Genomic DNA, 25,855 nt, shown 5'->3' with positions numbered 1-25,855 from the left:
CCCTGATGGGAACGGCATCCTTTTTTGTTATTGCGATTGCTGATAAGTTCAATTTATTAATTCGCGTAGTTCGCAATGACAAAAAAGATATAGTGGACAGCAGGTTCCCGGCTTCTAATAATCTGTACAGTGTTGAATCAAACACTATTTTGTTTCCTCTCATACAATAAAGAAATGCTGACCATCGCAATATAAAATAAAAATAAGAAAATCAGTTCTTTAGCGATTTCGCCAATGCCACTGTTTCTTAAAATAATATCATAATACGCATTCAGTCCCCAGTTCATCGGGGAAAACTGTGCAATTTTCTGCATAAATTCAGGCATCAGGAAAACCGGAACCCAGATTCCGCCAATTGCCGCCAAAACCACTACGGAAGTCGCTCCAAACGGCGCTGATTGTTCCTGTGTGTCTGAAACGGTTCCAATTAAAACTCCAAATCCAATCGCTGCCAATCCTGCAAAAAGAGTGACAATGAGAAGATGAAACATTTTTCCTGAAACATCAAACTGAGGTAAATCCATCAAAGGGAAAAGCCAAATTCCCACCGCAACCATCAGCAAAAACTGGATGACGCAAATGATGAGGTACGTGAATGTTTTTCCTAAAATATGAATGTAATACGGCGTCGGGCTCACGCGAACTCTCACGCTAGTTCCCTGACTTTTTTCTTTGACTAAATTAATCGACAGTGGCACCACAATAAAGAAAATCGCGAACAGCGCCCACGCAGGAACGTTGTGTTGTACGGAATTTGGCATTACTTCTTCGCTGCCTCTGTTCGGGGTGATTTCTTTGAAGGTAATCAGACTTTTATTTTCAAGGTCTTCCGTCGTTCCAAGTTGGTCCTGGAAGGCTTTGTAGATTTTTTTATTCTCAATTTCGAAAACCATTTTATTGATGGCATTCATTACAGAATTTTTGAAACCTGCGTTGGTAGCTGGGTCGAAATAGAGATGAATGTCTTTTGTCTTTGAAGCTACAGCTTTTGTCGAAGTAGAATCAGTTTCCAGGCCAAACGAACTTACGACGGTCTGAACTTTGGAATCGATATTTGAATTTAAATCTTTCGTTAAATTTTCAGGAATGACGATGGCCATCTGATAATCTCCCGTAAACACAGCTTTTTCGGCTGATTTTTCGTTGTAATCGGTGACGAGTTCAAATGTTTTGCTGGTTTCGAGTTCTTTTTTAATGACTTTCGAAACTTCAGATTTATCGTTATCAATGAAAATAATCGGGATTTTTGAGCCTTCCAGATTTTTGAATGTCGAATCCTGAATTAAAGTGATGGTAATAATCAACAGCAACGGCATCAGGAAAATAATGACAATTCCGCCTGAATCTCTCTTCAACAACTGAATTTCCTTGATGAAACTTCTCCACAATTTATACAACATCTCTCAATTCTTTTCCGGTTAATGAAATGAAAACATCCTCCAGGTTTTCCGCATTGGCAACTCTTTCCACCAATTCTTCCGGCGTTCCTGTTGCGTGGATTTTCCCGTGGTCGATGATGGCGATTCTTGTACAGAATTCCTCGGCTTCAGATAAGTGATGCGAGGTGTAAATAATGCACATTCCTTTTTTATTTAAATCTAAAAGATAATCAATAATCGCTTTTTTGGATTGAACATCAACGCCAACAGTCGGCTCGTCCAGAAACAGAACTTTTGGGTTGTGAAGCGTTCCTGCAATCAGATTGCAACGGCGTTTCATTCCGCCTGAAAACTGGTCGACTTTTTTATTGGCAAATTTCGTTAAGCCCATTAATTCTAAAGCTTCATCGATGGCTTTGTGAAGATAATCGTTCTTCAAACCATACAGACTTCCGAAGAACAAAAGATTTTCTTTCGCCGTTAAAGTCGGATAGAGCGCATATTCCTGAGGAACAACGCCGATAATTTGTTTGATTTTGGAATTGTCTTTTTTAGGAGACAAACCGTTGATGGAAAAACTTCCTGAGGTTGGTTTAATCAAACCTGAAAGCATAGAGATCAACGTTGTTTTCCCCGCTCCGTTGGGTCCGAGAATTCCGTAGATTTCGTTTTTATCGATGTTCAAAGAAATATCATTAACCGAAAAGTCTTCCGAGTTTTTGTATTTCTTGTAGAGGTTTTTTATTTCGATGATTTTCTCCAAACTATATCGCTTTTCTCAATTTCTTATAAAAAGCTTCTTCTAAATCGGCAATATGCAACATTGATTTTGAAAGCTGATTGTAAATATCGCTTTTCGAATTTCTATTTTTGTAAACTCTTGCAATATCCACGGCAAAGTCTCTCCAAAGGTCACCGATTGCAGTAATTTCTTTAGATAATTCTTTCAATTCGTCATTTTTAAGAATCATTGAGGCTTCCTGTAAAAAAGCACCGTAAATAAACCTGAATCCGCCACCGCCGGTTCCGATTTCCTCCTGCATTCTGATGAGTTGTCCAAGATAATGGTTGGTTACTTTCGTGCCTTTTTTCTCAGCCCATTTCGGGATGCTTTTCGCCACCCAACGCATTGCTTTTATTCCAATAATCGGAACGGGAGCGAGCATATTTTTGCAGGTGTCTTTAATTCCTTTCTTGATAGCTTCTTCCAAGTGGACATTCTCAGGAATGTGTGTCGGGAAATACATATGACCTTTTGGAGCGAGTGCACCTTTGGCGTAACGAACTTTCTCAAGTTCTGCTTCGGTCAGCGTTGTTGCGAAATCCATCACAGGGTCGCTGATGAGGAATTTTCCGTCCTCTTTTCCGTAAACCACTAAGTTGTGGGCGTTGAAATGGAATTTATATTCTTCAGGAAAATAAGTAAGGTTGAAAACTCCAACCTGTAAACCTGTTGGTATATTTTGTTCTAAATTTTTCTCCAAAGCGGCCTGAGCTTCTTTCGGGCTTGAAAATTTAATTCTTTTGATTTTGATGCCCAGTCTTTTTGCTGCTTTGCTGAAAATAGCTCCCGGCATTGGTCGGTAACTGAAACCAGGCGCAAAATTCACTTTTAGAAAAGGCAGATACACGAAAAACAATCCGGAACCGATTCCGAAAATCATCGGTTCGCTGAGTTTTAATCCTTTGTTGAGTAATAGATTGGAGGCAACACCGTTTTCGCAGTGGGCTGTCTGGTGGTGTTCGAAATTGATCTTCATTATAAGTCTGGATTTTATTAAACCTTATAGTTTTTGAAACCTAAAAGGTTTATTTACCATTGAAGTTTTTTAATTCATCTACTGAAATCCCGAACGTGTCGGCGTATTTTTTCAAAGTAGAATCGCTGAGTTTTTTAAATATATTCGGTTTTGCGTGTCGTTTGACTGTCCATTGCCACTTTCCGACGTATGCCGCAAGAACCTGCAAATCCATTTTATTGAGTTCCATAAAATAGATGATGGGGCTCACGACATTATTCGCCACATTTTGTTTCGCTTCTTCAATTCTTTCGTTAATGAGCGCCATCGATTCATCTAAGGCCGCTTTCTTAGCTTCCCAACCGATGCTTTGGGCGGTGGTATAATTGTTATTTTCATCAGTCACATATAACATTTCGGTCATATTTGCTGACTGCAAATTACTTTCGTCTTGTGGAATGTCTTGTTTTTTCATCCGGGAAGATTAATGTTAAATTCAGATGATATTTCAAGCATCTGTTGTACTGATTTTTCAATGCGCTAAAATAATAAAAATGCAGGACATAAGATAATGGAATGTATCGGCTTCATAAATTGGAATTTATGGCATTTTGCCAGTAAATCATTGGAATTACGCATTTTGTTACATCATAAACACATTAAACTTGTGTCCGTCTGGATCTGAAAAGACAAAACCATAATAACCATCTCCAAATTCTTCGGGCTCAGACTCAATCTTTCCGCCTGCATCTTCTACAGATTTTGCCCATTGATCTACTTCTTCTCTTGTTTCTGCCGACAATGTAAAAATAATTTCATTGGCAGTTTGACTGTCTACAAAAACCACTTTCGTGTTCTTTTCTATACTATCTTTGAGAAAAAAATGGATCACAAAATTGTTTTCACTAAAGAAAAAACTGGTCAAATCACCAGAACGGCTATTTGATTTAAATCCCAATGCACTATAAAATTCAGTGGTGCGGTTAAGATCGGCTACTGCATAATTTGCCCAAATCATTTTAGTTTTCATAATATTTTTTTGGTGGATTAGTTAGTTTTCAACTGCAAAATCTATTCCCTGTAAATTTGTTTTAATTAAAATTACAATCTAAAATCACCCGTTATTAAAGCCAAGAAAAAATTTTAATAAAGATAATTATTGGTCTAGAGTAGCAAAAAGTTTGTATAGAATTACACATAAATAAAGTTGATCTCTGTAGAAACTACACTTTACCAGATGCAATATAAATAGTTATAAGGCTGTAACAAACGACTTCGAAATCCTACTTATTCAGCATTAAATTAATAAATTCAACTATGAAGAAAGTTTTTATTTCTCTTTCATTCTTTTTCATGATCAACGCAATGGCGCAGAAATTTGATACCCAGACAGTGACTGACGGTCAGGGTTATACGTATGAAACTGTGAAAAATGATCAGGCGGGAGTGAGGGTCTATACTTTAAAGAACGGATTAAAAGTTTATCTCGCAAAAAACGACGATGCTCCGAGAATCCAGACCTATGTTCCGGTAAGAACAGGTTCAAATAACGATCCAGGCGACAATACAGGATTGGCTCACTACCTTGAGCACATGGTTTTCAAAGGAACTTCTCACTTGGGAACTCAGGACTGGGCAAAAGAGAAGGTTTTGCTGCAGCAGATTTCTGACCTTTACGAACAGCATAAAGCAGAAAAAGATCCTGAAAAGAAAAAAGCACTCTATAAGAAAATCGATGATGTTTCTCAGGAAGCTTCAAAATTTGCAATTGCCAATGAATATGACAAAGCGATTTCTTCTTTGGGAGCAACGGGAACTAATGCTCACACCTGGTTAGACGAAACGGTTTACAAAAATAATATTCCGGCTAATGAGTTGGAGAAGTGGCTTAAAGTTGAAAAAGAACGTTTCTCAGAATTGGTTTTAAGACTTTTCCATACAGAACTGGAAGCGGTTTATGAGGAATTCAACAGAGCTCAGGATAACGACAGCCGTCTGGTAAATTATACTTTAATGGAGGCGCTTTTCCCTAAGCATCCGAACGGTCAGCAAACGACAATCGGTACGTCGGAGCATTTGAAAAGTCCTTCAATGGTGGCTATTCATAAATATTTTGATACGTACTATGTGCCTAACAACATGGCAGTAGTTTTGGTAGGAGATTTAGATTTCGACAAAACGATAAAATTAGTTGACCACTACTTCGGGTCATTCAAATACAAAGAACTTCCGATGAAAAAAATGGTTTCTGAGGAGCCAATGACACAGGTGGTAAGCAGAACTGTAAAAAGTCCTTCTGCACCAAGAATGACCATGGCCTGGAGATCTGATTCATACGGAACCAAAGATGCAAGAATGGCAAGCATGGTTGCTGAAATTCTGAGCAACAGCGGTGATGCTGGTTTGATCGATTTAAACATCAGCCAAAAACAGAAAGTGCTGAGCGCAGGAGCATATGAATCACCTTACAAAACTTATGGTGCATTTACAATGTATGTTGTACCAAAAGATGGGCAAAGTTTTGATGAGGCTAAAAAATTATTGCTGGGGCAGTTAGATTTAGTTAAAAAAGGGCAGTTCCCGGATTGGATGCTGAAAGCCATCGTCAACGATATGAAAGTACAGCGTATGAAAGGCTGGGAAACTGCCGACGGTTTGGCAACGACGCTTTACAATGCTTACATCAACGAAAGAACCTGGCAGCAGGAATTAGACGAGATCAATGACTATGAAAAAATTACCAAAGCAGATATTGTAAAATTTGCCAACGAGTTTTTCAAAGACAATTATGTAGCCGTTTATAAAGAAAAAGGAGTGAATGATAAATTGGTTCGCGTACAGAACCCTGCCATCACACCTATTAAATTAAACAGAGAAGCACAGTCGCCTTTCCTTAAAGATCTGTTGGCAACAAAAGCAGGAGACATCAAACCTCAGTTTATTGATTACAAAACTGCCATCGCCACTTCGCAAATCAAAGACAAGAAAATAAGTTTTGTTGAAAACAAATACAACAAAGTTGCTCAGGTCAACTATATTTTCCCTTTCGGAACAGATAATGATAAAGAACTGAGCCTTGGGGTAAGCGTTTTACAATATTTAGGAACCGATAAATATACTCCTGAACAGTTAAAAGAAGAATTCTATAAATTAGGAATCTCCAACGGTTTCAGAACTTCAAATGACCAGACGATCATCTATCTGAGCGGACTGGAAAGCAATATGAAGAAAGGAGTAGAACTGTTGAACCACTGGATGAACAACGTAAAAGCTGACAAAGCAATTTATGATCAGACGGTAAAAACAATCTTGGAATCCAGAGAAGTGGCCAAAAAAGATAAAGCAAGAATTATGGCAGCACTTTCCAATTATGCTAAGTATGGAAAGGATTCCAGAATGACTGATATTATCTCAAAACAACGTCTGGAAAGCATCAACGTTAACGACCTGATGTCTAAAATCAAGACTTTAAACCAGTATCCTTACGAAGTTTTCTTATACGGAGAAGATCAGAAAGGTCTTGAAAAAGCAGTGAAACCATTTATTGCTGACACCAAACTGCAGCCTGCGAAAGCTAAAGTATATGCAGAGCCGGCAACCGAAGGCAAAGTATATTTCACGGCTTATGATATGGTACAAATGGAAATGGCGAAAGTGGCAAAAGGAAGCAATGTAAACCTTGCAGACTTCGGAAAATCAAATGTATTTAACGAGTACTTCGGACGTGGACTGTCTTCTATCGTTTTCCAGGAAATCAGAGAGAGTAAGTCATTGGCGTATTCTGCTTACGTTTCTTATGGAACGGCTTCTGAAAAAGATCATCCGAACTATGTGACCAACTATATTGGAACCCAGGCAAACAAATTACCTCTTGCAGTAAACGCAATGAATGATTTGATGGCAGATTTTCCTCAGATCCCGGCGCAGTTTGAGAATTCTAGAGGGTCAGCATTGAAGCAGATTGCATCAAACAGAATCAACAGAACCAATATTTTCTATAACCAACTGGCACTGAAAAAACTTGGCGTAGATTACGATATCAGAAAAGATTACTATACTGAAATTCAAAATCTGACGTTGCCTCAACTGACAAGTTTCTACAACAAAGAAATTAAACCGTTGAAGTACAACACCGCCATCATCGGGAAAAAAGAAAACCTGAATATGGAATCAATCAACAAAATGGGTGAGTTCAAAGAAGTTACCCTAGAAGAAATCTTTGGATATTAATTTTTCATTAATATAAATTGTTTGAAGTGAGGCAGAAATGTCTCACTTTTTTTATTGAATTTATTTAATAACTGATGAATGAGAATTTACTTATACAGTCACTTAAAATCCTATCGAAGGACGCCGATCAGGAAAAATATATTCATAATTTGTTTAAAGATGAGAATATGGTAATGCCTAAGAACTTCTTTTAGAGTCTGAAGATTCTGGATTTTTAATTGAAAAACATTTGGAAATCAGGATGCTAAGACTTTATTTTTTTGAGCTTAAAAAAGTAATTGACGAGATTGATCGTAGACAGTTTATCCCATAACGATTCTCCCAATGAAAAATCTAAACTGGTGAACGAACTGAAAGAGAAAACGGAGAAAATTACAGATCTTGAAAAGGAAATTCAGATTTATAAAGCTGCTCTCGGAATTCGGAATTGAATGATAAAACTAAAGCTGCCCAGAATTGAGCAGCTTTAGTTTTTGTCGGAAATTTAAGCAGTATTTACTTTCTCCTCTTATACTTTAAATGAATCAGTAAATACACCTCATCTTTGTCTATATCTTTACACCAGGTACGCTCGGTAACCAATGCATTTTCGTACAGATAAAGATCTTCCATGTTGTTGACGTATTCTAATCTTTCTGAAGTTTTGTATTTGAAAAACGATATCAGATTTACTTCATCCCCAATTGACGGTGCAATGGGAAATTCCACAGAGTTTTCAAATTCAAATTCAATATCGTAGGAGTAGAATCTTACTTTAACGCTCATATTTTTATTTTTACCAAATATATCGAAAATAAAAAGGTTTTCACATGTGGGCCTGCAAACTATATTCCGCTTAACGCTTTTAAGTTTATAACCAATTTGATTACTTTGCTGAAACGAAACTGCTTTGTCACACCGTCAATTCGATTGTTTTTCGAAGAAAAATGTATCGAGAATTAGTGAACTACAGACTGCAAGTCATCCAATCAGAAACTTCTCGATACAAATTCTTTCAGAATTTTACTCGAAGTGACGATGTGAGATAAATTAATAGTAAATTTAAAAATACGAAAAAAGCCAACTTCTGAGTTGGCTTTTATATTTTAAAAACAAATTATTCTAAGACTTCAGTTCCTGAATAAACAAGCTAATCTCCGTACGAATCAGTAATTCATCATTACAAAAGGTTTCGCAGAAAATCTGGCAGATGTTTTCGTATTGAGAAATAAGAGAAGCTTTAGAAATAATCGTGTCACCAACAGTTGGCAAACTGAAAATTTCAATCTTCTTGATATTGGTAATGAAACCGATCACTTTTGTTTCAACATCCGAACCTTTAAAAAAACTCTGCCCTAGAATCGATGAGCAGGTCTGTGCTGAATGTTCAATAAGGCCTACTTCAGCAAATCTGTTATCGTGAACAAAGATATTGTCAGATTTGATCTCAAAAGAAGTAACTACTTTTTCAGGAGTAAGCTCAAGAATATAATCAGCCATCAGCATCGGCTCGCGATGCGGTAAAAAATGGTGAATGTTGATGAGGTTGTCTTCTTTTAACTCCATTTTTTATGTTTAAAACCTAACGGGTTTCAAAAACCCGTTAGGTTTGTATTGTGTTAATTTAAATCTTTGCAATTCCTAGGATTACGAGTTTTTTAAAACTTCTGTAAAACAAACCGGACTGATCACTTGCCTCCTTTTACTTTTTCCCTGGCTCTTCACAGCTATTTCACAACCGTTTTCATCTGCGATTTTGCAATTACGGTGTCATTTATTTTAGTGATAATTTCCACTAAAGTGACCCCCAGCATTTCATTCAGAATGGTTGCTTCGGTGACCAACCGATCACCTACTTTTGGTAAAGCATCGGCTTCAAAAGATTTGATGGCACCGATGTAGCCTGTAGGCGATTCTTTTCCCAAAAGAAAGTATTTGTATCCTGTGTGCAAAGCTACAGTCTGAGCCTGATGCTCGATCAATCCTGATGCCTGGAAAATTCCTTCATGTACAAAAAGATTATCTTCCTGAATGGTAAATCCTGAGATCACGTGATTTTCAGAATACTCTGAAACCTCACCTACCATTACGAAAGGAGCTTTCTGCGGAATGAGATTTTCTACAAAACTTTTATCGGAATTGGGTAATGTAGCTTCCATTAGCAAACCGTTAGTAATGCACAAGAATAAGCGAATCTTCCACTTTCCGGAACACAAAGAAGGATTTTCTCTCCTTTTTTCAGGTTTCCGGAGTTCATCAGCTGCTCAACAGCGATAAAGATAGAACCGGCTCCTACATTTCCAACTTCTGAAAGATTGTAGAACCATTTTTCCCAAGGGAAGTCTAATCCAACGTTGGCAAATTCTTCTTTTAAACCTTCTTTAAAATATCCGGAAGAAATGTGCGCCAAAACGTGATCTACCGTGTCCGGATCCAATTGATGTTTGTCGAATGAAGTTCTTAAACTTTCGGCACCTTTTACCAGAATGTATTTATCTAAAATTTTAGTGTCCTGTTTTAAAGCAAAAATAGATTGGTTCAGCCATTCTTCAGCAGGATATTCTGCCCAGGATTTTAAGCTACCGTCTTCCTGCTTTTCACAGCCTGAGTACATACATGCTTCAATTTCGTGAGCGTATGAATAGAAATCAATCCATTCTATTTTAAGTGAAGTTTCGTTTTCTCTCGGTTTTGGCTCTAATAAGAACGCAGCAGCACCGTCAGAAAGCATCCATCTCAAAAACTCTCTTTTGAAAGCAACGATTGGTCTTTCTTCAAGTAATTTCAGGTTTTCAGCTTCGTGGTTAAATTTATCAGCGGTCATCCAGGCAGACATTCTTTCAGAGCCTACACAGACAGCGTTATCTTTTACACCTGCTTTGATATTTAGAAAACCATAGTTCAGAGCGTTCATCCCTGAATTACAAAGTCCCGTTGCTGTATTGATTTCAACTGATTTACCAATATTCAGTTCGCCATGTACCATTGAGGAGTGAGACGGCTGAATCTGATCTGCAGAAGAAGTTCCGCATGAAAGAAGCTGCATATCTTCTCTTTTGAATTGCTCATCAAAAAGTCCTTCCACGGCTTTCGCTGTGATCTGGGCATTCGTATGCGTAGGTTTTCCTTCTTTGTCTAGAGCGTAATATCTGGTTTTTATTTTATTGTTCCTTAGAATTAAAGCTCTCGCTTTAGAAGGTGTATTATTGACCAAGCCAAGATAGCTTTCCATTTCGTCATTCGAAACCGGCTCATTCGGCAAGTATGTTGAAGCTTTTGTTATAAATACGTCTTGCATTTCTATTTTAAATTAATTCCTTGTAAATATTCTTTTTGTTTTTGTCTTTTAGACCACAAAAGGGGTGCTAATAATATATGGAAAACCAACACAATTGGCGAAATAATCCAAATTGCTGCCATCAAATATACTTTAAAGAATTTGATCAGCAAAGGTCGTTTTTCTTTTTTCTTGATAATGAGATTGCTCCATACAGTAAAGATTTTGTTGCCTACTTTCTCTACTCTAACCAAAAAAGGTCGGATTTCTACGGCTCCGTTTTTTACCAGATCGGGCTGTAAATTTGCAAAGTCATTGTTGTCGAAATGATTTTCAATAATCTTTCCGTACTTGCCGGCTCCTTTGATTTCATCATCAGAAATTCCGGCTGCAGGAAGCATTCCTGACTTTTCTTTCTGTCCGGTTGTCAGCCAGCGCAGAATCGTTAAAACACTGGTGTAATTATCATGTCTGTCTACCAAAGCGATATTTCCGATCAGTCTGGCATCCAGATTTTTCAGATAAACTTTTAGTTTTTCCTGAGACAGCATCCACATGTTTCTGGTTCCTGAAACAGTAACGATAGGAGTGTTTTTTAACAGGCCTTCAGCATAACTGCTCTTCAGGAAAGAAATAATAGGAATAGAAGGAGTCAGATACCAAACCTGATATCCGAAAAGAATAAGGTCATATTTTTTATTCAGCACATTTTCCGGTGGCGGAAGAATCTCGCTCGGAATCTGCAAATAAGATTCGGGGAAAGTATTGAAAAAAACATCACTCGGCCATGGAAAAGGAAAGTCTTCTTTCAGCTGAATGTTGTAGTAAGTGACTAGATATTCGTCTTTTTTATCCTCAAACGGCTGGGCAATATTTTTCATAATATCCTCCAGCTGACCCGTCTGTGTATAATAGAGAACAAGTACGTTTTTCTGCATTAATATTCTTTATGGATTACAAAAATATGCTTTTAAAATTTATTATTCGTGTCGGAATACTCTTATTGATTCATTAGTGCGCACTAAGTTAAATGAAGGGTCATTAAAAACAATGTTTTCTGTATTTATAAAAATAACGGTTTTCGGAAGCTGAGCAATTTCGTCAACATTAAAATTGGCATCTGAGATCAGGAGAACATCAATGTCTTTGGTGATTTCAGAAGTATTTTTAATATAGTTTATTTTTCTGTTTTTTACGACATAATTGTTTTCAGCAATCTGTCTTTTTTCTTCATTACCAATAAGACTGAAAATTCTTCTTCCTGCCTGCTGAAGTGTCATCAAAATGTCTTTCTGCCCAAAATCGTCCGCTATGTGTAAGATGTTTGCATCTTTTGCGATGTGTTGATTCAGTTCGAAATAAACGGATTTGTTGTCATTAAAATCCTGCTTAACTTCTTTTACAACTTCCGTTTCTTTATAGAGGAAACTTAAAAATAATTTCTTTTTAAAATAATTCTCATCTTCAATTTCATTTCGCAGCTTGGCAAATTCATTCCTAAAGTAAGAATTAATGTTTTTTGCTCTCTCTTTATAAGTTGTCCCAAATGACAGATTGTCTTTACTGATTCTGTCACCTACTTTTACGATAATGTTACCGTCATAAATAATGAAATCGCCTTTAGGTAAAACTTCAGAATTTCCGTGGATGTATAATGGTAAAATATCTAAACCAAATTCTTCAGCTAAGTAAAAAGCACCTTTGTGAAAACGTTTCACGTCATTGGTGTAAGATCTTTCCGCTTCAGGAAAAACGACTAATGAATATCCCTGATCGATTTTTTCCTTTAATTTTTCCTTCCCATTTTCTATACCCTGTGAAACCGGATAAAAACCTAAAGCTTTCACCAACTTTCCGAAAACCGGAGAATCGTACACCCAATCGTTGACCAAATAAACAATTTTGTGGGTTGCCATCGCAATCGCCAAAGTATCAAGAAACGAAGTGTGATTGGCAATAATAATCGCAGGCTTACTGAAATCTTCGTTGGGATTGGTGATGACTTTCTTTTTTACAAAAGGATTTCCGTGCAGTACCGATGTTAAAAATTTAGCTAAAATTAATTTAATCAGATCTAAAGTTTTCCCTTTCGAATTTTTCACAAAAAAACTACCGATGACCGAAAATATCAATCCGCCTAAACCATAATAAATAAAGAGAATCACCGAATGTAAAAACAGTCTGAAAGTGATCGGAGATAGTCCTTTTTTAGTTCTGTTAATAATTAAAAATCTAAACCAAAACGGATACAAAGTTGAGGTAATGATAATCACAGAAAGCATTCCAATCAAAGCGACCAGAGCTAATGAATGTAAAGCGGGATGTTTTGCGAAAATTAAAGAACCGATAGATAAAATCGTGGTGAAGACTGCCAAAATAATCGAAATTCTGTATGTGGGAAGTTCATTTTTTCCTGTCGTATGTTCTTTCTGCATTGCTTTCGTGAGGAAAATACTGAAATCGTCACCAACTCCGAAAACCAATGTGCAGACAACGGTACTGAAAATATTGAGTTCTAATCCTAAGAAATATAAAATTCCCGCTGTCACAACTCCAGTTAAAACAATCGGAAACATTGTCAACAAAGTCAGTTCAAAATTCCTGAAGAAAACAATAATGGTCAGGAGAATTGCCAAAAGAGAGTAATTAATCAAGGTATTGAAATCTCTTTTCAGCAATCCCAAAAAGTTCTCATTCATCTGCTGACGGTCGATTGCGATAGCGTCGTGTTTCTTTTCAATGTCTTGTATGAAGGCATCTCTTTTCTTTTCGTCTACTTTTACCACATTCGAAACGGTGTAAAAACCATTTTCCTGACTAAGAAATTCTGAGATTTGAAGCGCTTTTATTTTTTCATAATCTTTGAGGCTTAAAGTAGGATAGGTTTTATTTAAATTTTCACTGAACTGGTCAAAAGCAGAACTGTTGAAACCGAATTTGTTCCCATTCGAAACCAATTCAGAAATTGTGGAGTTCTTCTTATTCTCGTTCCAGAAATTTTGCCAGATTGCTACTTTTTTCTGCTGGTCTTCTTTAGATAAAACAACGTTTCCAAGCGAATTGTAGCTTAAGATTTTGCCATCCTTCTTTTCTTTTTCCAAAAATGTACTTAAGTCTGAATTTCTGGCGAGAGCTTCTTCCTCAGAGTTTCCGTAAGAAATCGTGTAGATGGATTTTGAGGTGATGTCTGACAGTTTTTCAAGTTTCGCCTCACTGATTTTTAATTCTTTCGGAATGTAATTTAAGTCGCCAATGTCTTCATTAAAACCCACGTGACGGAAACCAAACAGACACGCAATAATCACAAGCGAACAGCCGATAATCAACGGCTTGTTTTTTTCGTAAGGATAATGCCCGATTTTATCGATGAAATTAGTATTGAGTTTGTCCGATTTTTCTTTAGGATGATACAATTGCGGAACAATAATCAAGGCTAAAACTGAGGAAAACAAAACCGTAATTGATGCAAAAAGTCCCAAATCTTTCAAAGCTTCCGAACGCACAAAAACCAGACATAAAAATGAAACCGCCGTGGTTGCGCTACTCAGAATAATCGGTTGGGTGATTTCTTTGTAAAGCTCTTCAATATTGTTATTGTGCTTGTAATGCGTGAGAATGTGGAGCGCATAATCAATCGTGATTCCAATTAGAATAGCACCAACACTTAAGGAAATGGCAGAAATTTTATCTTTAATAAAATATAAAACCATCAACGCCAATAAAACAGAGAATAATGTCGGCAGGAAAACGATAATCGGGGTGAAAAAATTTCGGAAATAGTAAATCAACAAAATCAGCAAAACCGTCATCGAAATAATGACCGTGTTTTGAATATCTTTCTTGATTTGCTGGGCATTGGCAACCGCAATCACCGGCGAACCAAAATAACTCAGTTCGGTTTTTCCTTTAAATTCTTTGTTAAGGTTGTCTTTGATTTCGTTTAACTGATTGACAAATGTTTCGTTGTTTTTAGTATCGTTGCTCTTGTTTTTCGGTTCGATGAATAGCAGGAGGTTTTTTCCGTCTTTGGTAACAACGTAATTGTCTTCAAGCTTAAAATCTTTACTGATATTTAAAGCATTCAGTTTTTTAATTCCAAGAAAAGTAATTCCCAAAGGGTCTTTTTTAATGAAATCTTTCGTGACCAAACTTGTTGGCGAAACCAAAGAAACATAATTGTTCTCGACCTGTTTTGCGATACTGTCTTTGTTGAGTTTTCTTTCAATTTCCAGATAATCGTTTTTGTCTAAAAATAACGGGAGATTCTGATTGACAAAATCAAACGTTTCGGAAATCTCATTATCATTTACCTTTCCCTGAACGGAACTGATGTATTTCTCTAATGGCTTTGTTTTTTCTAAAAATGAATCAGCCGTTTCGGATAACTGGAAATTGTCGTCTTTCGATTTCTTTTCGATAATGACGATGATTTTGTCTGAAAAATTAAGTTGTTTAAGAACTTTCGCCGTGAGATCAGATTTTTCACTTTTTGGGATAATCTGATTGATATCTTCTTCAAAATTGATTTTAGACGCAAAAAATAAACACAAAACCGCAACTCCCAACGCCGCTGCGATAGAAAGAATTCTGTTTCTGGCAATCAGATAATATAGATAGATGAAAAAGCGATGCATGAGATTCTCAAATCAAGTGTGCAAATTTAAATTTTTATGCAGTAGTTTTGAAAAAATTGTGATAAGTTTTCGCTGAAAATCAATAAAATATTCCATTTAAAATGAAAAAAACTTTTACTTTTGCAAAAGTTCCCTTTTCGTTGACCATTATTTTTTAAACACAAAATCATTCTTAATCGGGAAACTACTTTGTATGTTGAGAACTTTTGATGAAAAATTGAACGGATTTCTGTTTGTCGTACTACTGCCGATTTTGTTGTTTGTAATGTCTTATTATGGGTTTGAGTCATCCTATACGAGATTCAAGACTTCAGAAAGACCTCCTGATTTTTTGTTTTCTTCAGTGTATTCTTACAGAATCATTCCGAATCAGCTCAGCATTTATATGACCGATTTTATAGAAAACGTCATTAATGGTCAGAATTCTTCAGTTAAAAACCTAATTCTGAAAAACGGGACACCCTTTTACCATGGGCTTTTTTTAACAAATTTGTTTTTCCTGATTTTAAATACTGTGCTTTTAAATACTATTTTAAAATATATTCCTGCACAACTGATTTCAAATATCAATGTCAGAAGGATGATTCATCTTTTACTGGTATTTTTTATTGTAATGACACAATACACGCCGTCAAACTGCGACATGATTGCCCTGTTTTGTTACCTGGCAGGAATTTTACTAACGCTAAAATATGCTCATACAGGAAAAAAAATACTTTTTTTCAGTTTAATTCTGCTTATTATGGGTTCCACTTTTGTTAGAGAAACGGCCTGTCTGAATATTGCTTTTTTTGCTGCGATATTTTTCAGTTTTAAAGAATTGAAGAATAGAAACTATAAGTTTATCTGGAATATTATTCCTCTAATACTTGCATTTATACTTCCATATCTTGGTTTAAGAATGGTATTGAATCGTAACGAAACGACCTTTGTAGAAGGATATTATATTATTCAGAATTTTTCAAGTCCGTTTAATTTAGCCGGTTTGCTTTTTTCGGTAATCGTACTGTACTTTTTGTATAAGCTGTGTGGCAGTTTAGAAAATAGATTCATTTTTCAGAAATATTTGTTTTTTTCTTTACCTTATTTGGGTATGATTACTTTAGTCGGTCTTTTTTGGGAAGTAAGACTTTTTTTACCTCTTATTCTTACTGTAGCCATCGTGGCGTGTCATGATTTTAAAAATCTTTATTGTTAAGCCATGAGTTTACTGCATCCTTATTTTATTATTGCAATTACCTACATGCTTTTCTTCAGTGTTCAGGAGGTGTTTGGCAATAAGGTTGATAAAAAATGGTTTTGGTTTTTGGGGATTTACTTAATTATTCTTGCGGGTCTGCGTAATAATGTTGGTCCTGATTATGGAAGTTATAAAAGTCTTTATCTGTACTCTGACACAAAGGAATATATTAATATATTCTTAAAAGCACTTCATCTTGAAGGCTCTGAGAATGTAGATTTGGAATGGCTTTATGCTTTGATTAATAAGGTGTTGCTTAATGTTTTTAATGCTCCTTTTTACATTCTGACATTTGTAATTGCGATTTTTGCCATCTATTTTAAGGTTGAATATACCGACGATAACACTTTTTACCCTTTCACTTTTACGCTATTTATGTTTATTCCCAACTTTTTTATTGGGGAAAGTGGACAGATCAGGCAGAACTTAGGAACTTTTATTGTGTATTTTTCTTTACGGTTTATCAAAGAACGTAAGCTCCTTCTTTATCTGTTTTGGATGTTTATTGCAACAGGTATTCACAATGTCTGTTATATTTTCTTGCCGATGTATTGGCTTGTGAGAGTACCTTTAAATAAGATGACCATGTTGGTATTAATCATTGCATCGGTGTTTGCTTCTCCTTTTGAAGTGTATAGGGTTTTTGGAGATTTCTTAACTAATATTTCCACTGACAGTATGTTGGTAGAGGGCTTCAACGGGTATATGGACGAATCATCTCAAAGATTAAATGGTGGTTTCGGTATTCCTGAGGCGATGCTGATGATTGTTACCTTTTTTCTGTTTGTTTTTGATGATAAAATGGTTGAAAAGTATCCGTACTACGAGTACCACAGAGTTTATGTGGTATTAGGGATTTGTCTGTACTTTATATTCAGAAACAATCCTATCTTTTCTTCAAGATTGGCAGGTGCGTTTATTGGTTTTTCATATATCATTGTTATTAATGCAATGTATGTGGTGTCCTCAAATACCAAAAAGTTGATTTATACTTTTATTATCGCATTAGTGTTTTTCAATTTTGTGGTTTTTGCAAGCTTTAAAAATATTATCGGGGGTAGATTTACAGTCGATCTTTACAAAAACCATATCCTGCCCTAGTTTTTAAACCTATTTTTCTTTCTTCTTATTCTGAAAAGTTCTTAAATTTTTCAGCGCGTTTAATTTTTTTTAAAATGTTAAGAAAAGTTGACTTCACGCATACCACATTACTCTACGATTATTGTACTTTTGTCGAATATTAGTAAAATGAATAATTTATTGATATTGAATTACACATGGTTATTTAGTAATATTATTATTTTATCTTTTGCTAATCGTCAAAACAAATTGATTATCGTTTGTTTTGGTTTAAATTTTGAAAACTGTTTGATTAAGTACAATTTTTAAGTATGAAAAGTAAAATGACAAAGAATCTAATAGCAATGTTTTGCTTAGTTTCTTTAAATGCGTATTCTAAAATTAGTTTAGAAACAGAGAGGAATTTTATTACAACTAAAGAAGATGCTCGCAGCCTCATAAAAAATGATACTTTAGTTAAAATCTCCGGGAATTTAAGTGAATCTTCACTTAGTCAGTCAAAAGGAGTCATTGCCTTAGACTGGACGAAAGCACCAAACAGTTATATTTTTGACCCGGCACAAAATGGCGAAGGCTTATATATTCCTGTGAAAAAGGCTTATGAAATGTGGCGCAGTTACAAATATTTAGCAAGCGCCGGAACAATTAAAGGCAAAATGACCGCCGATGTTCTTTGGGAAGATGTTCCCGGACTTATAAAATCGGGAGCTAATTATAATCTCGAAATTGTAGATTCCGGTGAAGACGGAAAGATCAAAGTTATGGTCAACAAAGCCAAGAAAGGAAATGCCGTTGTAGCCTTCAGACTCAATGGTGAAATTTTCTGGTCATGGCATATCTGGGTAACCGATGATCCTACCAACGGTTCAACCTACAAAAGTTTTACCGCAGTCAGAAGAGAACGAAGTAATGGTGTGATTGAAAATATACCTGATGCTGACTGGAAGTGGATGGACAGAAACTTAGGAGCTATAACCAATAGCAATACAGGTGGTGAATGGAACCGAAGTGGAGGACTCCTTTACCAGTGGGGAAGGAAAGATCCCATTCCGCCATTGGTTTTAAGAGGAAATGATTTTTACGAAGTTTCAGGATCAATAGGAAAGGTGAGACACAGAGGTGCGAAAAACTTTACCAATGCTGTGAATTTTGATGTTCTGAGAAAGTTTGTCCTGCTTTCTAATGCGACACTAGATAATAATATTCAGCTTTCTGTAAAAAATCCTTTGAGTTTAATTTATGTTAATAAGGATGATAATTCAGGTCCTGCGTATTATAACAACAACGCAAATCTTATGGTCAATTGGTTTGGGAGATCTGCAAGTCTCGTTGACAGTAAATTGACGGAACTGAATCTTTGGTCAGATAACTCAAAAGGAAAGCTGCCCACCAACTACAATTATTATAGCAGCAACGCGCCGTACCGCGATAAGTCACCGTTTGATCCGTGTCCAAATGGATGGCGAATTCCTTCTATGTTGGTGCCCAATCTTGCATCAGGATCTTATGTCGACGACATCAGGATAGATTACTCACCTTTCGGGTTGCAGACCACTATTGGTAAGAGTGCTTTTGAGGCGAGTGGTTATCATATTATTAAACCTACAGATGCTAATGTTCCAGCTTTTATGACTGGTTTTAAAGTGTATCCCAATGTAGGCTTTAATCTCTCCAATGTAGGTGGAAATAATATGGGCGTTTTTCCGGGGACTGGACAGCTGGCGATCAATGCTCAGGGTGGACAGTATACCGATCAGCATCACGTAGCTTTGTGGACCGCAACTTTAACGCGGTTTTTTGACACCACTCCGGCTGTAAGTGCCAGAGCTTTATTTATGGTTCCCGATAAGTATCAGAACGATACTCCTGATTCCGCAAACCCTACAATTAAAGGAAGATATTGGTATCAGCCAACCGCAACTGCCAAAACTTCTGATGCAAACGGTTGCCGATGCATAAAAGATCCTCTTTATGAAGTTAACGGCTATGATTTTCCGACACAATACTTAAATACAAATACAGAATATACAGAAGGATTGAACAATCCAAATACTTATCAGGTAGTAAAAAGTTCTACTTCGGCTAGTGTAGAAATTCCAGTTACAAAGGCATTTTCTGTTCAAAGCCAGCTTTTGAATAATCCGGCAATTTTAAATTCGGCAAATTTCAGTGATCTGAAAGCAAATGTTCTTTGGACAACGAATACAGATTTGATTAATACAGTTACTGTTACAAATCCTTCTCCCGGGTCAGCTTCGAGTCTGATTAATTCAAAAATTGTAGTTTCTTTAAATCCTAATCAGAGTGGTAATGCTGTTGTAACTTTACATAATGGAAGTGTTTCGAATCCTGTGTATTGGTCATGGCACGTTTGGGTTACTGATACAGCGGTTGGCTCGTATACTTATGCAACTGAAACACCTAATGCGGTAGCTACAAATTACGTCAACTATATTACTAGAGGCGATATACTTAAAACAGAATTTATGGATAGAAATCTCGGTGCGACTGATGCGTTTCCCGTGATTGCCAATCCTCTAGTGCCAACTGTTGCTGAGTACGAAAAAATAAGAGCCTCAACAGGTCTGCAGTATCAGTGGGGAAGAAAAGATCCGATTCCTTCTTTTCAATTTGCTGACAACCGCGCGTCATATAATGTATTTTTAGGAAATGTAAATGCAAACGGTGGTGTGGCTTACACAACACTCACTCCTGCTGCATATAATAATCTGTCGGGTTCATATATTATTCCTTATGATACATATACCAATGGTTCTAATGCCAATGTTCTGTCAACAGATAAAACATCAGATAAGGTGGCAAAAGTTCTATCTTATTCCGTTAAAAATCCTCTGGTCTATATGGTTCCGAGTGCGCTGGCGCCTTACAATACGGCTGTTCCTAATTATACAAACGGAACCGACTGGCTGTTGAATGAGCCAAATGCTGCTGCAGACCGATGGGGAAGAGGAGGGAAGAAATCTCCTTTTGATCCATGTCCGGAAGGCTGGAGAATTCCTGATGTTACCGGAGCTGCCATCATTACCAACCAGGATTATGGATTGTCTCCATGGTATAAGAAAGATAAAAAAGCAGCCACCAGCTACAGTATTGTTAATGATTATTTAGGGGTGAGAGTTCAGAATACAACAGCTTCTACAATAGGTTACACTTATAATGATGCAGGATATTCCGTTGGCAATTATCCAAATTCCGGTTCACGAGGTATCAGAAGTGTTACAGCCAACCAAACTGCACAGGGAACTTTTGAAGTGAATAACTTCCAGTATCCTGGAATTTGGACAGCAGCTTTAAATTCAAATTACCTGGGAAGACCAATCAATGTACTTTTCAATGCATCTTCCAATGCGATGATTGCATTCCACGATAATAATGATCCTTATTTTGGGATGAACTGTCGCTGCGTAAAAGTAAAGTATGATCAAAACGGAAGTGAGGCCGGTCCAATTCCTGCAATTCCGGTAACTCCGGGTGCAACTGTAAAAGCTTCAAATGTTTTTACGCAAAAGGAAATCACTGCGATTGCTAAAGAGAATAAGATCACGCTGTTCCCGAATCCGGTAAAAGATGTTCTATATATCAAGGCTACTGATGTTAAAGATTATTATTACCAGATATACAACGCTTCCGGTCAGTTGGTAAAATCAGGTAAATTCGAAAATACTCAGACAGACGTTTCTGCATTGGTTTCGGGAGTTTATCTGGTTCGGATAAATAATTCTGAAATGGTGGTAAAGATTATTAAAAGATAAATCTGCGCGGATATTTAATTTTTAAAAGAGACAAAACAATTATCGGTTTTGTCTCTTTTTTTTAGTCATTAAAATATTATTAAAATTTAATCTAAAGATACTGCTATAGTTTATCTAAAATTTCAAACAGCTATAATGATAGAATCTATTTAAAGAATTTCCATGATTCTTTTTAAAAATTGCCACATATGATTTTGATATAATTTTTAAATTGCTATCAACATACAGTTAATCAGCATTGCTGTGGATTAATGTTTACCAGATTATGATGAGACTTTCACTAAACTAAATACTTTATTTGTTATTCAACATTATAATTTTTAAATGGTAAAGTGTTATAAATATTTCTTTAATCTACAGAATTCTCACAATAAAATGACCGCACAAAAATCTATATAATAAAAAAGCTTTACTTTTGCAAAAATTTAGAGGATGTCGAAAAATTTAGTAATCGTCGAGTCTCCGGCAAAAGCAAAAACTATTCAGAAATATTTAGGGAAGGATTTCGAAGTCAAATCGAGCTTCGGACACATCCGTGATCTTCCGAAAAAAGGAATGGGAATTGACCTTGCCACCTTCAGTCCGGATTACGAAGTTTCCGCCGATAAAAAGAAATTGGTAACAGAATTAAAGTCTGCCGTAAAGAAAGCCGAAATGGTTTGGCTCGCTTCCGATGAGGACCGCGAGGGTGAAGCAATCGCCTGGCACTTGGCAGATGAATTGAAACTAAAACCTGAAAACAGAAAAAGAATCGTCTTTCACGAGATCACCAAAAATGCTATTCTTAAAGCAATAGAAAACCCAAGAGATATTGATCAGAACTTAGTAAATGCTCAACAGGCAAGAAGAGTTCTCGACAGAATTGTAGGTTTCGAAATGTCTCCGGTACTTTGGAAAAAAGTAAAACCGGGATTGTCTGCAGGAAGAGTGCAGTCGGTTGCAGTACGTTTGGTGGTAGAAAGAGAAAAAGAAATTCGTCAGTTTACTCCTAAGGCAAGTTTCAAACTTGATGGAGTTTTCTTAAATAAAGCAGATCAAGAAATCGCCGCCAAGCTTAAAAAAGATTTCGAAAAAGAAGAAGACGCAGAGAAATTCTTAGAATTGGCCAGAACTACAGAGTTCAAAGTTCTGAACGTTGAAACCAAACCGGGCACTCGTTCAGCGTCTGCACCTTTTACAACGTCTACACTTCAGCAGGAAGCTTCTTCAAGATTGGGTTACAACGTGACAAACACGATGCGTTTGGCTCAGAGATTATACGAAGAAGGTTTCATTACGTATATGAGAACTGACTCGGTAAACCTTTCTCAGGAAGCGATTGACGGTGCCAAAAATCAAATTACATCAGAATACGGAGCAGAATATTCGGCTCCAAGAAAATATACCACCAAATCATCTTCAGCACAGGAAGCTCACGAAGCCATCCGTCCGACAGATTTTTCTGTAAAATCGATTGGTGATGTTCAGCTAAGTAAATTATATCAGTTGATTTACAGAAGGACATTAGCTTCTCAGATGGCAAATGCTAAAATTGAGAAAACAGTGATCGAAATCGGAAATGCAAAACTTCCGCAGCATTTTGAAGCACAGGGTGAAGTGATCATCTTTGACGGTTTCTTAAAAGCATACGGAATTGTAAAAACTGAAGACGAAGACGAGGAAAGCAGCGAAAAACTTTTACCGAAAGTGACCGTAGGTGAAGTTTTAGACTATAAAAAAATTACTGCTACAGAAAAATTCACAAGACCATCAGCAAGATTTACCGAAGCGATGTTGGTTAAAAAATTGGAGGAATTGGGAATCGGCCGTCCGTCAACGTATGCGCCGACAATCCAGACCATTCAGAACCGTGAGTATGTAGACAAAAGAGAATTGGAACCGCAGACCCGTGAAGTGGTGAAAATCTCTTTGGCAAAAGATAAAATCAAAAAAGAAGTTCTTGAAGAAAAATTCGGGGGCGACAAAAATAAATTTATTCCTACCGACATTGGTGAGGTAGTGAATGATTTCTTAACCAATAACTTCTCAGAAATTCTTGATTACGGTTTTACGGCAAGAGTAGAGGAAAGCTTTGACGAAATCGCCAATGGCGACCAAAAGTGGAAGGAAATGATGACCGATTTCTACTCAAAATTCCACCCGAGAATTGAAGATGTAGAAGAAAATGCCGACCGTGCCAATGGTGAGCGTCTTTTAGGTGTAGATCCTAAGTCAGGAAAGAATATTTATGCAAGAATCGGAAGATTCGGACCCATGATTCAAATTGGGGAACAGGACGATGAAGAAAAGCCGATTTTCGCATCACTGATGGCAGGACAAAACATAGCAACCATCGCTTTAGAGGATGCTTTGGAATTGTTTAAATTACCATTTGAATTAAAGGATTTCGAAGATCAGTCGATAACGATCGGTGTCGGAAGATTCGGGCCTTACGTGAAGTGGGGAGAAACCTATATCAGTATTCCTAAAGGTGAAGATCCACTTTCTGTAGATCAGAAACGTGCAGAAGAAATTATTGCTGAAAAGAAATTAGCTGATGCTCCTATTGCCAACTTCAAAGGTGAGCCAATTACCAAAGGAACCGGGAGATTTGGGCCTTTCATTAAATATCAGAGCATTTTTATCAATGTTCCAAAAAGATATGACTTCGACAATCTGTCTCAAAGCGATATCAACGAATTGGTAGAAGCTAAGTTAGAAAAAGAAGCCAACCGATACATCCAGCAGTGGGAAAAAGAGAAAATCTCTCTTGAAAACGGCAGATGGGGACCATTCATCAAATTTGGAAAAGCCATGTTCAAAATTCCAAAGAAAAAGGATGACACCAAATATGAATCTGACGAGCTAAAAGAAGTCTCTCTCGATGAGGTTAAAAAATGGATTACCGCGCAGGATCCTAAAGCTTTTGCAGAAAAGAAAAAACCTGCAGCGAAAAAGCCAGCCGCAAAAAAAGCAACTACGGCGAAGAAAGCTCCGGCGAAGAAGCCAGCAGCTAAGAAATAATAAGTTTTAAATATAAAATCGCAAAATCCTTTTTTGAAACGATCAAAAGAGGGTTTGCTATTTTTGGGACTTATTTTTTTATTGCGTTATAATAAGCTTCTGACGCTGGCAAGAGCATTTTGCTCATGTCCGTATAAAGTATGCGTGAACATGAGTAGGCATTTTACAAAATGCTAAAATATTCATTGCTTTATTTTTCCTGCAATAGTCTTGTGCATCAATCATAATAATATTAAAATACGCAATTCTTGTTAAAAGGTCTATCCATTATACGGTAGTAAACTGATAAAAATTGCTTTCTTACAGTGTTATATTAATCCATTAATATTTTACTGGATATTAGAACACGAGCGGAAGCTTGCGATAGTAGTGGAGAAGGATTGTTTGGTAGTAACCGGTTTATAGAAAAGACTGAAATTATTGCTGTTAATCCAGTCTTTTTATTGATGAATAATTTTATGAAAAACTATAATAATTCATCAAGGTAGAAGAAAAATTAATAATTATTGAGATGGATAAGATAAGTATAAGTATTATGTCTTTTAGTGGTTTTTGTGATTTAATAGAAAATATTAAAGAAGAGAAAAAGAAAAAATAGAAAGGTAACAGTAGCCTAAAGTCAAGAACGTCAATTCTTGTTGTTAAGTAGGAATATATAATTAAAGCTAAAAAGGTTAATGACGATATCAGGCAGAACACAATCGTCTTCTCATGATAGCCGTTTAATAAACTTTTTCTGATTATATGACACCATAATATGACTAGACTCGTACTGATTATGTAAGCGGTCTGCCAACTAAATGTTATAAAGCCTAAAAGATTATCCTGTCTGCCATGAAAAAAAGGGTTCAAATTAAATAAAATAAATGATAAGGAAAGTCTTATATTAAATTTACCACCAAAATCTGGTGCAGACCTCATTCCCATAAAATTATCTGTACTGTATTTGTTCAATGCAAGATACAAGAGAACTAGAATAGATACACCTAAAAAAATAATTATGTAATCTTTAGCTTTTTCTTTATAGTTTTTTATGAATAGATAGAAACAAAATGGAATGATGGAAGCTAAAATGAATATTGAACTATATTTTGTAGTAACCATGATAATCAAAAGAAATATATTTATAGCTATTATTTTTCTATTGTGGTGTCCATTGGTTAGTAGGCGATGATTTACCATTACATAAATAGTTAGTAAAGGAATCATGACAATTTCACTCCATGCCCAAGGTGCAATTTTGAAAAATGCTGTGAAGCTGAAAAAACACCAGAATTCTTTCCAAAAGAAATTATAATATTTTACTATGAAGAAAGAAATACCGAATGCCAAAATCGTAATTAATTTGTAAGAGATTAAGTAATTGTCAAATATCGTGTTAGTAATTCTGAGGAGGACTGGATAAAATATCGGATAAAGAGAATCTGATACTACTGGTAATTTTTTAGCCAAACTAATATAATAGTGAGAATCATAACTACGGTAATCTTTTATTTTCCATTGACTTAAGATGGAAAGCAG

The 25,855-nt window shown here is 36.2% G+C and carries 17 protein-coding genes; 6 read left to right on the top strand and 11 right to left on the bottom strand.

What is annotated here, in order from left to right; all coding sequences use genetic code 11:
• Positions 1–137: 137 nt before the first annotated feature.
• The 5 genes from OMO38_RS16890 to OMO38_RS16870 all read right to left on the bottom strand — a co-directional run bounded on the left by OMO38_RS16890 (position 138) and on the right by OMO38_RS16870 (position 4,148).
• On the bottom strand, positions 138–1,400 hold the full coding sequence (locus OMO38_RS16890) for an ABC transporter permease (RefSeq protein ID WP_264751365.1): 1,263 nt from the start codon (positions 1,398–1,400) through the stop codon (positions 138–140).
• Positions 1,390–2,142, bottom strand: a complete 753-nt coding sequence (locus OMO38_RS16885) for an ABC transporter ATP-binding protein (RefSeq protein ID WP_264751364.1) — start codon at positions 2,140–2,142, stop codon at positions 1,390–1,392. Before OMO38_RS16885 ends, OMO38_RS16890 begins: the two co-directional genes overlap by 11 nt.
• 1 nt (position 2,143) lies before the next feature.
• Positions 2,144–3,139: a BtrH N-terminal domain-containing protein gene (locus tag OMO38_RS16880; RefSeq protein ID WP_264751363.1), complete on the bottom strand. Its 996-nt coding sequence runs from the start codon at positions 3,137–3,139 to the stop codon at positions 2,144–2,146.
• Positions 3,140–3,188: 49 nt separating this feature from the next.
• On the bottom strand, positions 3,189–3,593 hold the full coding sequence (locus tag OMO38_RS16875; protein WP_056075851.1) for a hypothetical protein: 405 nt from the start codon (positions 3,591–3,593) through the stop codon (positions 3,189–3,191).
• Between the two features lie 168 nt (positions 3,594–3,761).
• Positions 3,762–4,148 carry a VOC family protein gene (locus tag OMO38_RS16870; protein ID WP_264751362.1) on the bottom strand — a complete coding sequence of 129 codons (387 nt, stop codon included), beginning with the start codon at positions 4,146–4,148 and terminating at the stop codon, positions 3,762–3,764.
• A 287-nt stretch (positions 4,149–4,435) separates the two neighbouring features.
• Here OMO38_RS16870 and OMO38_RS16865 point away from each other — a divergent pair, with 287 nt between their 5' ends.
• Complete coding sequence (locus OMO38_RS16865; RefSeq protein WP_264751361.1) at positions 4,436–7,348, top strand: M16 family metallopeptidase; 2,913 nt, start codon at positions 4,436–4,438, stop codon at positions 7,346–7,348.
• 278 nt (positions 7,349–7,626) lie between these two features.
• A complete protein-coding gene (locus OMO38_RS16860) occupies positions 7,627–7,779 on the top strand; it encodes a hypothetical protein (RefSeq protein WP_264751360.1) in 153 nt (50 codons plus the stop codon).
• Between the two features lie 64 nt (positions 7,780–7,843).
• Here the strand turns inward: OMO38_RS16860 and OMO38_RS16855 are convergent, their stop codons facing one another.
• The 6 genes from OMO38_RS16855 to OMO38_RS16830 form a co-directional block, all read right to left on the bottom strand.
• Positions 7,844–8,113, bottom strand: a complete 270-nt coding sequence (locus OMO38_RS16855; RefSeq protein WP_264751359.1) for a hypothetical protein — start codon at positions 8,111–8,113, stop codon at positions 7,844–7,846.
• Positions 8,114–8,449: 336 nt separating this feature from the next.
• Positions 8,450–8,893 (bottom strand): ABC transporter permease, encoded by a 444-nt coding sequence (locus OMO38_RS16850; protein ID WP_264751358.1) that lies wholly within the window; start codon positions 8,891–8,893, stop codon positions 8,450–8,452.
• Between the two features lie 161 nt (positions 8,894–9,054).
• Complete coding sequence (locus OMO38_RS16845) at positions 9,055–9,486, bottom strand: hypothetical protein (protein ID WP_264751357.1); 432 nt, start codon at positions 9,484–9,486, stop codon at positions 9,055–9,057.
• Positions 9,486–10,625, bottom strand: coding sequence for a beta-ketoacyl-ACP synthase III (locus OMO38_RS16840; protein WP_264751356.1), 1,140 nt, complete (start codon positions 10,623–10,625; stop codon positions 9,486–9,488). Before OMO38_RS16840 ends, OMO38_RS16845 begins: the two co-directional genes overlap by 1 nt.
• A 2-nt stretch (positions 10,626–10,627) precedes the next feature.
• Positions 10,628–11,542: a dialkylrecorsinol condensing enzyme DarA gene (locus tag OMO38_RS16835; RefSeq protein ID WP_264751355.1), complete on the bottom strand. Its 915-nt coding sequence runs from the start codon at positions 11,540–11,542 to the stop codon at positions 10,628–10,630.
• 42 nt (positions 11,543–11,584) lie between these two features.
• The gene (locus OMO38_RS16830) at positions 11,585–15,238 is read right to left on the bottom strand and encodes an MMPL family transporter (RefSeq protein WP_264751354.1); all 3,654 of its coding nucleotides are present in this window, start codon (positions 15,236–15,238) and stop codon (positions 11,585–11,587) included.
• 193 nt (positions 15,239–15,431) lie between these two features.
• Here OMO38_RS16830 and OMO38_RS16825 point away from each other — a divergent pair, with 193 nt between their 5' ends.
• The 4 genes from OMO38_RS16825 (at position 15,432) to topA (ending at position 24,334) form a co-directional block, all read left to right on the top strand.
• Positions 15,432–16,436, top strand: coding sequence for a hypothetical protein (locus tag OMO38_RS16825; protein ID WP_264751353.1), 1,005 nt, complete (start codon positions 15,432–15,434; stop codon positions 16,434–16,436).
• Between the two features lie 3 nt (positions 16,437–16,439).
• Positions 16,440–17,579 carry an EpsG family protein gene (locus tag OMO38_RS16820; RefSeq protein WP_264751352.1) on the top strand — a complete coding sequence of 380 codons (1,140 nt, stop codon included), beginning with the start codon at positions 16,440–16,442 and terminating at the stop codon, positions 17,577–17,579.
• 302 nt (positions 17,580–17,881) lie between these two features.
• Complete coding sequence (locus tag OMO38_RS16815) at positions 17,882–21,331, top strand: T9SS type A sorting domain-containing protein (protein WP_264751351.1); 3,450 nt, start codon at positions 17,882–17,884, stop codon at positions 21,329–21,331.
• 432 nt (positions 21,332–21,763) lie between these two features.
• Positions 21,764–24,334 (top strand): type I DNA topoisomerase, encoded by a 2,571-nt coding sequence (gene topA, locus OMO38_RS16810; protein ID WP_264751350.1) that lies wholly within the window; start codon positions 21,764–21,766, stop codon positions 24,332–24,334.
• The last annotated feature ends 1,521 nt before the right edge of the window (positions 24,335–25,855 follow it).

Source organism: Chryseobacterium kimseyorum (assembly GCF_025971945.1).
GTDB lineage: Bacteria > Bacteroidota > Bacteroidia > Flavobacteriales > Weeksellaceae > Chryseobacterium > Chryseobacterium kimseyorum.
The sequence above is the reverse complement of the archived record's forward strand: the minus strand, read 5'-3'. Positions and strand labels throughout refer to the sequence as shown.